Origin of the sequence: Algoriphagus sp. NF, assembly GCF_028823735.1 — a bacterium.
Lineage (GTDB): Bacteria > Bacteroidota > Bacteroidia > Cytophagales > Cyclobacteriaceae > Algoriphagus > Algoriphagus marincola.
Window position 1 is genome coordinate 95,599 of sequence record NZ_JAPEIB010000007.1, and the last position, 11,884, is coordinate 107,482.

The 11,884-nt window shown below is 43.7% G+C and carries 10 protein-coding genes; 1 reads left to right on the forward strand and 9 read right to left on the reverse strand.

Going from position 1 to position 11,884, the window contains the following annotated elements:
- From mraY to OU792_RS05110, 9 genes are all read right to left on the reverse strand, one after another.
- Positions 1-1,212: a phospho-N-acetylmuramoyl-pentapeptide-transferase gene (gene mraY / locus OU792_RS05070; RefSeq protein WP_100629162.1), complete on the reverse strand. Its 1,212-nt coding sequence runs from the start codon at positions 1,210-1,212 to the stop codon at positions 1-3.
- A gap of 1 nt (position 1,213) precedes the next feature.
- Positions 1,214-2,677 carry a UDP-N-acetylmuramoyl-L-alanyl-D-glutamate--2,6-diaminopimelate ligase gene (locus OU792_RS05075; protein ID WP_274669647.1) on the reverse strand — a complete coding sequence of 488 codons (1,464 nt, stop codon included), beginning with the start codon at positions 2,675-2,677 and terminating at the stop codon, positions 1,214-1,216.
- A gap of 1 nt (position 2,678) precedes the next feature.
- On the reverse strand, positions 2,679-4,784 hold the full coding sequence (locus OU792_RS05080) for a penicillin-binding protein (RefSeq protein WP_274669648.1): 2,106 nt from the start codon (positions 4,782-4,784) through the stop codon (positions 2,679-2,681).
- Positions 4,781-5,167 (reverse strand): FtsL-like putative cell division protein, encoded by a 387-nt coding sequence (locus OU792_RS05085; protein ID WP_024283681.1) that lies wholly within the window; start codon positions 5,165-5,167, stop codon positions 4,781-4,783. The genes OU792_RS05080 and OU792_RS05085 overlap by 4 nt, the downstream gene beginning before the upstream one ends.
- Complete coding sequence (gene rsmH / locus OU792_RS05090) at positions 5,164-6,075, reverse strand: 16S rRNA (cytosine(1402)-N(4))-methyltransferase RsmH (protein ID WP_274669649.1); 912 nt, start codon at positions 6,073-6,075, stop codon at positions 5,164-5,166. Before rsmH ends, OU792_RS05085 begins: the two co-directional genes overlap by 4 nt.
- Positions 6,076-6,078: 3 nt before the next feature.
- Positions 6,079-6,513: a division/cell wall cluster transcriptional repressor MraZ gene (gene mraZ, locus OU792_RS05095; RefSeq protein WP_026947676.1), complete on the reverse strand. Its 435-nt coding sequence runs from the start codon at positions 6,511-6,513 to the stop codon at positions 6,079-6,081.
- A 354-nt stretch (positions 6,514-6,867) separates the two neighbouring features.
- Entirely contained in the window at positions 6,868-8,811 is a 1,944-nt protein-coding gene (locus OU792_RS05100) for a M56 family metallopeptidase (RefSeq protein ID WP_274669650.1), read from the reverse strand.
- Positions 8,808-9,182, reverse strand: coding sequence for a BlaI/MecI/CopY family transcriptional regulator (locus OU792_RS05105; RefSeq protein WP_026947674.1), 375 nt, complete (start codon positions 9,180-9,182; stop codon positions 8,808-8,810). The genes OU792_RS05100 and OU792_RS05105 overlap by 4 nt, the downstream gene beginning before the upstream one ends.
- A gap of 110 nt (positions 9,183-9,292) precedes the next feature.
- Positions 9,293-10,081: an SDR family NAD(P)-dependent oxidoreductase gene (locus tag OU792_RS05110; protein ID WP_134199541.1), complete on the reverse strand. Its 789-nt coding sequence runs from the start codon at positions 10,079-10,081 to the stop codon at positions 9,293-9,295.
- A 173-nt stretch (positions 10,082-10,254) separates the two neighbouring features.
- Here OU792_RS05110 and OU792_RS05115 point away from each other — a divergent pair, with 173 nt between their 5' ends.
- Positions 10,255-11,823 carry a S8 family peptidase gene (locus OU792_RS05115; protein WP_134199540.1) on the forward strand — a complete coding sequence of 523 codons (1,569 nt, stop codon included), beginning with the start codon at positions 10,255-10,257 and terminating at the stop codon, positions 11,821-11,823.
- The last annotated feature ends 61 nt before the right edge of the window (positions 11,824-11,884 follow it).

The window sequence follows — 11,884 nt, forward strand, 5'->3', positions numbered from 1 at the left end:
TTATCTCAATTTCAAAGTGGCAAGTGTGACAACTGCGAGTAAAATTCCCACGATCCAAAATCGCGTGACAATTTTAGCTTCGGGAATATTTCGCTTTTGATAATGATGGTGAAGTGGGGACATGAGGAAAATCCTTCTACCCTCTCCATATTTCTTCTTGGTGTATTTGAAATAGCCCACTTGCATGACTACGCTCAGATTCTCGATGACGAAAATTCCACACATCACCGGAATAAGCAGCTCTTTTCGAAGTGCCAAGGCCATGACTGCAATAGCTCCTCCCAACATCAGGGATCCGGTGTCCCCCATGAAAACCTGGGCTGGATAGGCATTGTACCAAAGGAATCCGATACAAGCACCGATAAATGCCGAAGCAAAAATCACCAACTCACCTGAGTTGGGGATGTACATGATATTCAGGTATTGTGAGAAAATGGCATTACCGCTGAGGTATGCAAAAATTGCAATAGTCAAGCCAATGATGGCTGATGTACCCGCCGCTAAGCCGTCAATCCCATCTGTAATGTTAGCGCCATTTGAAACGGCCGTGATGATAAATATCACCACCAAAATGTATAAAAATGGAGTGACCGCTTCGCCCATAAAACCTAAGAGCCGCTCATAGTTTAGCTCATTATTCTTGACAAAAGGAATGGTCGTCTTCAGCGCTTTTACATCTTGAAAGGCAGGAGTTTCCACTACACCACTTTCGACCGATACTGGGGTAGAGAACTCACGAATAACCACATCATCGTGAAAATAAAGTGTCGCACCTACAATAATTCCAATCCCGATCTGACCGACGATTTTGAATCGACCTTTGAGTCCTTCCTTATTCTTTTTGAATACCTTGATGTAATCATCCAAAAATCCGATTCCCCCCAGCCAAAGTGTAGTGATGAGCAATAGAATGATGTAGATATTGTCTAAATCTCCGAAAAGCAAAGTAGGGATAACAATAGCAGCAATGATCATCAATCCACCCATGGTAGGCGTACCCTTCTTCTGAGATTGACCTTCTAATCCGAGGTCCCGGACAGTTTCTCCAATTTGGCGATTTCGGATCCAATTGATGATGCGATGCCCAAAAGTAATGGTAATGATCAAGGACAGGATGGCCGCCATTCCTGCTCGGAAAGAGATGTATCGAAACACCCCGGCTCCAGGCAGGTCCCATACTTGATCCAAATATTCAAAAATCGGGTATAACATTTCAGTTTTGGCTGAGTTGATTCAAAATTTCTCCCACTACCTCGGCATCGTCAAAGTGGTGTTTTACACCTTGTATTTCTTGATAGTCTTCGTGACCTTTTCCAGCGATCAGGATGATATCTCCTTTTTTGCAAAGCATACAGGCAGTCCTAATCGCTTCGCGACGATCAACAATACTCAGGACTTTACGCATTTCAGTTGGTCCTACACCAGCTTGCATGTCTTTAATGATTTGCTCTGGCTCCTCGAATCGAGGATTATCAGATGTCAAAATCACTTTATCACTTTCCCTCACGGCTATTTTGGCCATGATGGGACGCTTGGTCGTGTCCCGATTACCACCGCAACCGACTACGGTAATCACTTGCTCACCTCCGGTCCGCACTCCATTGATGGTTTTCAATACATTCTCAAGTGCATCAGGGGTATGGGCATAGTCAACGATTGCCGTGATACCAGCTCCTGTGATTCGGTCAAATCGTCCTTTCGCTCCTGGGATTGCAGAGAGGTGTTGCAAAACCTCTTCCTCATCTTCTCCTAGAAGCACGGCAGTTCCAAAAGCACCTAACAGGTTATAAGCATTAAAAGCACCGATTAACCTAAACCACACCTGTCTGCCATTAATGTCCAGTTCCAAGCCTTCGATGGTATTGGATATGATTTTCGCTTTGAAGTCTGCTGCAGATTTGAGCGCAAAAGTTTGATGTGTACCCCGGCAATTCTGCACCATCACCATCCCTCGCTTATCGTCTCCATTGACGAGCGCAAATGCATCTTTGGGAAGGTCATCAAAGAGTTTTTTCTTTGCCTTGATGTACTCATCAAAAGTTTTGTGATAGTCTAAATGATCATGAGAAATATTGGTGAAAATCGCTCCGATCAATTTCAAACCTGCGATTCGCTCTTGTACGATCGCATGAGAACTCGCCTCCATAAAGCAATGCGTACAGCCTGCCTCGACCATTTGGCGAAGCAAAGCTTGAATGCTGACCGCATCCGGTGTGGTATGGGTAGCAGGAACAATCTCCTCGTTGATCTTATTTTCAACTGTGGAAAGCAAGCCTGTACTGTAACCCATCGCCATGAAAAGCTGATGAAGCAAAGTCACAGAGGTCGTTTTTCCATTCGTCCCGGTGACAGCCACCACCTTGATTTCACTGGATGGATTGTCAAAATAATTGGAAGCTAAGATCCCTAGGGACTGTGCGGTATTTTTGACCTGTACCCAGGTGATAGAGGTTGAAGGTGATTCAGGAAGTCTTTCACAGACCACCGCCTTAGCACCTAGTTCGATGGCTTTATCGATAAACTCATGTCCGTCAACTTGCGTACCCTCGATGGCTACGAAAACTGAACCCTTGGACACCTTTCGGCTATCAAAGACAATATCCTTCACCCGCACTTCCATATCACCAATGGTGCTGAGCAAGGATACTTTATATAATATGTCTTTTAATACTTTCAATTTATCCTAATTCAAGTTTGATAATCGTGTTTGACTGTAGTGGTGTACCGGGGTTTAGGGATTGACTTTTGACAATTCCCCTTCCACTGTAATTGACCCGAATCCCCTTATTCTCCAAAATGAATAGTGCATCTCTCAGCGACAGTCCAGATACATCTGGTACTGTAGCGGCATCCGTATCATTGGTTTTCCAGTTGATTTGATTTTGGTTGGCAACCACTTTTACCCATTCTTCAGGCTGAACGGGAGCACTTGGTACACCTAGCTTTTCCAAAATTTGATGGATTTCATCTGCCTTTCCTGCTTTGACAAAAGGAGTGTTGCTAGACTTTTCCTCAGAGGCAATAAGGTCTTGAGAATAAGGGTTGAGCTCAAGGTCTACTGCGTAAATTTTATCAGCAATCTCCTTGAATACCGGGGCTGAGACATCCCCTCCGTAGGCTGCAAAACCAGTTGGGCTATCAATCACCACGATCATGGAATACTTCGGTCGGTCTGCAGGAAAGTATCCTGCAAAGCTTGTGTAGTATCGCTTGGTATAGCGTCCATTCTCCAGCTTTTGGGCTGTGCCTGTCTTTCCAGCAATCGCATATTCAGCATTGGCTATGTTCTTAGCCGTACCTCTCACTACGACTCCTTCAAGCAATTCCTGAAGCTGTTTTACCGTCTTTTCGGAGGCGATTTTCTTTCGAATCACTTCCGTGTCCCACTGCTTTTCAATTTTATTACCTCTTAAAATTGCCTGAATCAAATAGGGCTTGACCATTTTCCCCTCATTGGCGACAGCATTGTACAAGGCCAAAGTATGAATGGGATTCAGCTTGCTTTCATAGCCAATAGAAATCCAAGGCAAAGAAGTCCCGTACCAGTCTTTTTCCCCTGGCTTTTTGAAAAATGGCTTTCCCTCTCCTGCAAGCTGAAAGTCAAATGGCTCGCGAAGTCCCACCTGATCCAGATAGCCCAAAAACTTCGAGGGGCTAGAACCAAAATGCATGTCAACCAATTTGGAAATAGCCACATTGGAAGACTTCTCAAAAGCTTCCCGAATGGTAATCGTACCGTAGCCACCATTCTTGGCATCGCGCATGACCTGATTGTAAAATCGGTGCGCTCCGTTTCCAGTTTCGATTTTCTCCTCCAAAGAGACTTTATTCTCCTCCAAAAGCGCCAGCATGGAGAATAGCTTAAAAGTGGATCCAGGTTCTGTATTTCCTTGATCGCCAATGGCAAAATTGTAGTTTTCTCCATAGCCTAGACCATTCTTGTTTTTCTGAAGATTGGCAATGGCTTTGATCTTTCCAGTTTTCACCTCCATCACGATGACCGAACCAAAAGCTGCATCCCGATCTTCCAACTGACGAAGCAGCGCTGTCTCAGCGACATCTTGAATATTGACATCCAGGGTGGTAATTACATCAAAACCATCTTCCGGCTTGATATCCTCTGCATCAAAAACAGGCTTCCAACTTCCTCCGGCGATACGCTGGAAAAGAGCTTTGCCATCACGACCTTTTAGGTATTCATTAAAGCTATATTCGATTCCAGCACCGTATTCATCCTCATTGACAAATCCGACTGTGCGACTGGCCAGGGAATTAAATGGACGATAGCGTTTCTCTACCTTTTCAAAAAGAACTCCGCCTCCCAGTCTTCCCTCTCTAAAAATTGGCCACTCTGCCATCTTTTGCATATCCTGATAGCCTACCTGACGTCGATTGAGTACGATGTATCGCTTCTTTTCCAATCGGGCATCCATAATCATACGCTTGTAAGCCTTGGCAGACTTATCTCGATAGTATGCAGAAAGATTATTTGCCAAAGAATCTATGCCAGAATCAAAAAGTGCTTTTTTGGCCATAGTAGGATCAAGCGCAACCCGATAAAAAGGCAAACTAGTCGCAAGAAGACTCCCGTCTCCAGCATAAATATTTCCTCTTGTCGCAGGAACTTCACGGTACTGAAAATTGATCGTTTGTGCTTTTTCACGCCACTTATCGCCTTCCTCTACTTGGATTTTGGCAATACGAAGCGGTATCGCTGCTGTCGCAAGCGCAATCAGGATGAAAACCACCCTAACTCGGAGCACTATGGATCGCTTAATGTTCACTCTTCTACTTCTATTTTTACCGGTGGCTTATCTAATTCAACGATACCTCTGGCCGCTACTTTTTTAGCGAGCTCGGACTGCATACTACTAAGCATATATTCTGCCTCAAGCGTAGTGACATCCGCACGGATATCCTCCACCTCTTGCTGCACCTTTTCAATTTTTCGGACCATATTTTCAGCCCGGTGATTTCCCCATATATATATAAGCGCCAATAGCGCCACAAAACCTATAGGAGGCACCAATTGGACAGGAACCCCTTCCCCCAAAACCCTGGTCACATCGAGCTTTTCCTCAATCCAGGAAAAAATCGATCTCCCAGTCCCAGTCGTACGGGACTTGTTGGTTGATTTCAGCTTTTTCCGAAAAGTATTCTGGCTCATTTCCCTAATTTTTTTGCCACTCTCAACTTTGCACTTCTGGCTCGCGGGTTTTCCGCTATTTCCTCAGCCGAAGCGGTAATTGCGCCTCTACTGACAGGCTCTAAAGGACGAATGGGATTTCCGTAAAAATCCTTGTCTAATTCGCCTTGGAATTTTCCTTTTTGGATTAGGTTTTTCACCAAGCGATCTTCCAAGCTGTGATAGCTCATGACTACCAATCTTCCTTCCGGTTTCAAAAGCTCAATCGCACCCAATAGCATTTCTTCCAAGGCAGCCATTTCATCATTTACCTCGATCCGAAGTGCCTGAAATACCTGAGCGAAATATTTAAACTCTTTACCCCTCGGAGCATATTTTTTCAAGAATGCAGTCAATCCATCTGTAGTTTCAAAGAGATTTTCAGATCGATGCGATACGATAGCTTGCGCTAAAGTTTTTGCATTTTTCACCTCACCATACATCCCCAGAATCTTATGAAGATCCTGCTCCGAATAGGAGTTGAGTACATCCTTGGCACTTTTTCCCTGAGAGGGATTCATGCGCATATCCAGCTCTCCTTCAAATCGGGTAGAAAAACCACGTGTCGGCTCATCGATCTGATGGGAAGAAATCCCCAAGTCAGCCAGGATCCCATCTACTTGTCGGACTCCATATAGCCTCAAGTACTTCTTGATATCTCTGAAATTTGCCGCTACAAAAGTGAAGCGAGAATCTTCCGGAATATTTGCTTCCGCATCTGGATCCTGATCAAAACCATAAAGATGTCCCGTATCCAAATGCTTCAGGATTTCGCGGGAATGTCCCCCTCCACCAAAAGTCACATCGACATAAACCCCATTGGGGTCAATAGCCAAGCCTTCAGTGCATTGGGCGAGCATCACTGGAATATGGTATACAGAAGCCGTCATGATTTAGGAGAGATATTTTTCCATTAATGCTGACAGATCCGCTGGATCAGGAATGACGTGCTTGGCATGGTTCTCAGGATTCCAGATTTCGATCCGGGTTCCATTTCCTGCTACGACTACTTCCTTTTCCAAACTGGCATAAGCCTGAAACTGCTTTGGGATCAAGATTCGGCCCGCACTGTCCAACTCCACATCCACAACCGAATTGAAAAAAGCCCTTTGCAGCGCTCGCTGCTCTGGGTTATTGATGTTCAAAGACTTAATCTGGTTCTCAAGCTTGCGATACTCTACAAGCGGATAAAGCGCAAGACAACGATCTTCTGCCATGCGAAGCATCAAAGTAGACCCATTCGCCTCCGGTATTGCTCCCTTTATCTTGGAAGGCAAAGCCAGGCGACCCTTTGGATCAAGCTTACAATCATAGTGGCTGTTGAACATTATTCCGTTGCGCTTTTTTTGCGAGAACTCGTAAAAACAAAAGTAATAAAATGATTTTCACATTCTACCACTTTACTCCACTTTTTCCCACTTTGTACTAAAAGTAGCCAAAAGATTGATTCCTCCCAATAATTTTTCAAAAAAATCATAGAAATTTTGTTGGGTATCAAGGAATTAGATATGAAAAGAAAAAAGCCAAAAATGCGCGAAAAAGAGGCTTTTTGGATAGATTTTTCTAGGAAAAAAATTCTGTTTGATCGAAACTCCTGAGATCAGATTGAAAAGTGGGAGAATTTCCCAAAAAAAAAGCAGCGACCATAGGCCACTGCTTTTTTAAAAGTATCAACACACAAATTAATTTTTATCCTTTTGCTTTTGGCGAAGCTTCTCCATTTCTAATTCAAGCTCTCTCTGAAATTCCTGCATTTTTTGTTCGTTTTCACGCTGCCAAGCTTCAAACTTTCGTTGGAATTCTTCGATTTTTGGCTCTTGCGTTTTTTCCCATTCCTTCATTTTCATGCGGAACTCCTGCATTTTAGGCTCCTGAGCTTCCTGCCAAGCTTTCATCTTTTTCTCAAATTCCTTGAGCTTTGGCTCTATTTCCTTTTCCCAGGCCTTCATTCTCGCCTCGCGCCCTTCGGCATTTTCTTCCCATCGCTCCTGAAACCGCTGAGCTCTTTCTTCCATCCGCTCAGCCCAAACTTGCATTCTTTCTTCTTTTTCCTTCATCCAATTTTCTCTTTCCTTAGGGCTCATTTCGGTGGTGTCACCGAAGAAAAACAACCCGGGGCCTTCGCCATCAAATTCGAAAATCATAGGCTGGCCAGGCTCTAGCATAAAAACTTCTGCATCTCCAAAGAACTCAAAAGGAACATCTGCTGGAAACGGCGGAACTGGAGGAGTAGGCATCCCCATCATCAATGAATCAAACTCTGGCATGGCATCAAAATCAAAGTCAGGATGCGGCACTCCATCAATAAACACCATAGATTTTTTGCCTTTGACGATTGTGTCTCCATCTACAATCAATGTATCACCTTTTAATTCGTACCTAAAAGTATTACCATTCCCTCTTTGCCTGATTACCACATGATTTCCTTGATCATCTGTCCACCCTTGAGCGGAATCGCCATCTCTGATGATGACTTTACGCTCCTTTTTGACAGTTGTATCTACCCTTACTATTGAAGGATTTTTGGAAGCAAGTGTGACAAAATCCAATTCTGGATTTTCCAGTGAAACCAGAGGGGTTTGATTTTCAAATTCATTCGAATTTGAAGACTCGGCATGGGCAAATATCCCAACAGCCAGGACAAGTGATAGTAACATGGGTATAGAAATTATAGGGTTTTGTGGATAGTTCTGTGCTGGCAAACCCAGCATTCTTTTAATTCGATGAAGGGTTGGATTTCTTTTTTTGGAAGCTGCCAAGGCCAATTCGGGGGAGTTTTCTTGTGCGAAATTCAAGACCTCAGCGAGTGCCTGAGCCAACACTTTCGGTTCCACACCTGCTTTGATCGCTAGGTCATCAGTGGCATTTTCTCTTAATTCTTTGACGGTTTGATTGGTCCACCAAAAGCAAGGATGATAGAAAAACAAAATCTCTAAGGTCGATTGCATCAGATTGAACAGGTAGTCATGTCGCTTAATATGGGCCAATTCATGCGCTAAAATTGCTTCAAGTTGTTCAGGAGACATCTGAAAGAGCAATCCCGCTGGAAATAGAACCATTGGCTTCAATACCCCCACAGCCATAGGGGAAAGTCCATCAGTGGTGATTTTCAGTTCAACCTTATTATTGATTCCCAATCGAGCGGCAACCTGATTCAATTTGTTGGTTAACTCCAAGTTTGCGTTTGGCATGCTGCCTTGCCGCAAATTTCTCACAGCTGATAGATTCGCAAAAAGACGGAACAAGAATAGAACTGCTCCAAAAAACCAGATATTTACCAGGAAAGGCAATTGGGATTCAACCCAAATCAAGGTGCTTTGGAGAAAAGTTATGGACTGAGTGGGTTCTGACAGAAGTACCCAGCCGACTGATTGGGCTTCAGAAGGGGACAGACTCGGAGAATGAATGGAACCCTGATAGAAAAGCGTGATCAGGGCAAGAACTAGGCCGCTTGACAAAGTCCCTAAAGCCAATAAATATTTGAATTGGGGCGTCTTATTATGAAAAATTCGCAATCCTAACCATAATACAATGGAGATAACCATCCATTGCCACAGGCTATGCACCAAAGTCCAACCAAGAATTTGGAGCAAGTGTTCGGGTATCCAATCGTTGAGAAAATTCATGACTTCTTGTTTTCTAGTTGATCTAAAAATGCTCTGATTTCATCTAATTCTTCCTTGGAAGGATTATCCTGGCCCAATGCCTGCATGACAAGTGCTTTCGAAGAACCACCAAATGCAGAGGACATCAAGTTTTTCAAAAGGGACTTTTGAGTGTCGCCCTGCTTGACAGTGGCGCGATAAAGGTGCGTGCGGCTTTTTTCATCTCTGCTGACCATTCCTTTTGCATGCATGATCTGCATGATCTTCAGCGTGGTGGTGTAACCTGTCTCTTTGGTCTGAGCCAGTCGCTCATGGACCTGGCGAACACTTGCTTCCTTCAATTCCCAAAGGATGGCAAGAACTTCTAACTCTGCTTCTGTCGGTTTTTGCATAGCGATTATACGATAGCTTTCGTACAAAGTTATACGAAGGAAATCGTAATTACCAAAAAAGTACGATAATTATCGTATTAAAAAGTGTTAAATGATTGAAAAATTGATGTTTAACGAAGCCTTTGGATTGTCTTTTTACCTTTCTTCTCAAGGCTAGCGCGAAAGATTTCTGCTAAACTCGGCCAGGTTCCAGCGATTTTGGCAAGTAAGCCTCGGGATTCAGGTATACAAACTAGTCGCTTGGGCTTCCGCATCAATTTCAAAATCGCCTGGACAATATCATCAGGGCTAAGTATCTTCTCAGGACCACTAAAAGTAAGTACTGCCTCCTCAGGAAAATCCAATTGGAGGTCCAGCATGGGGGTTTTTACCAAATCGGGACAGACCACCGAAATATCTACACCTGATTTCTTGAGTTCGGGAGCAATAGCCAAAGAAAACCCTCGGATAGCAAATTTTGAGGCAGAATAGAGACTTAACCCGGACACAGGAGCCAATCCTGCCAAAGAGGAAATATTAATGATATGTCCAAAGCCCTGATTTGCCATCATTCTACCCAAGATGGTCGTCCCAAGGATACTTCCTTTGGCATTGATGTCTAGATGGTAGTCGATATCGTCTATGTTATAGTCAAGCAAGAAGCCAGGCCGAATCACTCCCGCTGAATTAATCAAACAGGAAGCTTGTATAGATCTTAGCTTTAAATACTCCATTACACTTTTCCAAAACTCCTTTTTCGAAACATCTCCGGAGAGCAAACTAACCACATCTGATTCTTCAAAAATAGACCGGAGCTTCACACCATCTAAATCTATCAGCAGTAATTGATTTCCGTTATTTATAAGCCTCTCAGCCAAAGCTTTACCTATTCCGCTAGCTGCTCCTGTGATTAGAATCATTTCTGGGTTTTTTTAGACAAAGTGCAAATTTTTAAATTCAAAATACATAATCAAATATTTAAAAAAATTTAATGGACTTTTTATGAAATAAAGTAAAAATTTATTCTGCCATTAAAGTAATATTTCAAATAATATTTGTTTTATTCAAATATTAACCATCAATCAATCAAGTTATGTTTTCAAAAATTAAATCCTTTTTCAGGCCTGCCTCAGGGCTGATTTTAGGCTTAGCTGTTTTTGCAGCAGCCTGCTCTGAGACAGAGCAGCAAGTCAATCTCTCAGAGCTTGATGATGTAGCAACAATGGGAGAGGCCGAGTATATACCCGGCAAGTATATCGTGGTACTGAATGACAATTCAGTGAGATTTAGAATGAAGGACGACTATGAGTCCGTGCAGGCCGGTATGCGTGTAGTAGCAAATAGTCTGGCAGCAAGGTACAATGTCCAGGAAGAATCCATCGATATGGTTTATGGCAATCTACTTCCCGGGTTTTCCGCAGAGCTTAGTCCGGAACAGCTATCTGCTTTAGAGAGTGATCCTTCGGTAAAATACATTGAGCCAGATGGCTATGTATATAAGTCTACAACCCAAGCCAATGCAACTTGGGGAATAGATCGTATCGATCAGACCAATCTCCCGCTAGATGGTTCCTACACTTATAATACCTCAGGACAGGGGGTAACTGCCTACATTATTGATACAGGGATTCGTACAGACCATGTGGAATTTGGAGGAAGAGCACAACGAGGATTTGATGCCTTTGGAGGAAACTCAGAAGATTGTGATGGTCACGGAACTCACGTTGCAGGTACCGTTGGTGGCACTGTCTTTGGAGTTGCTAAAAATGTAAGCTTGGTAGCGGTAAGAGTTTTGGATTGCAATGGTTCAGGTACCTTCAGTGGAGTAATCGCAGGTATGGATTGGGTAGCAGCCAATGCTTCAGGACCTTCAGTTGCAAATATGTCATTGGGTGGAGGCGCAAGCTCCGCTGTAAATGATGCTGTCGACAGAATGTACAATGCAGGAGTTCCCACCGTAGTGGCCGCAGGTAATAGCAATGCGAATGCTTGCAACGCCTCCCCTGCAAGTGCTACCAATGCATACACTGTGGGATCTACCACGAGTTCTGATAGCAGATCCTCTTTCTCTAATTATGGAAATTGCGTTGACATCTTTGCCCCAGGATCTTCCATTACCGCCGCTTGGTTCACAAGTAGTACTGCTGCTGCAGTTCTTAGCGGTACTTCTATGGCATCTCCTCATGTTGCAGGGGTTGCTGCACTTTATTTGGAATCAAATCCAAGTGCTAGCGCACAAGCTGTCTATGATTTTATTACAGAAACCTCCACAAAAAGTGTGGTGACCAATTCCAGAACTACAAATAATCACCTGCTATACTCATTGGGTAGTTCAGGTGACGGAGGCGGCACTGACCCAGGCGACGGAGGAGGAACAGACCCAGGTGATGGAGGTGGAACTGATCCTGGAGACCCTCAAGACCCAACAGGGATTGATCTTACAGCAAATGGGTTCAAGAATAGAGGACGATGGGCCACTAACTTATCATGGTCTGGAAACTCCGGTGCAGTTGATATTTATCGTAATGGCACGTTAATCAGGAGGGTTTCAGGCAATAGTTTTACCGATCAAACTAGCAACAGAGGCGGAGGTACCTTGACATATCAAGTATGCGAAACTGGCACATCTACCTGCTCCAATGAAGTAACTGTCAACTTCTAAAAGTACCCTTTGAAATACCAATAGCCATCGGGTTTTACTCGATGGCTTTTTTTATGTCGAT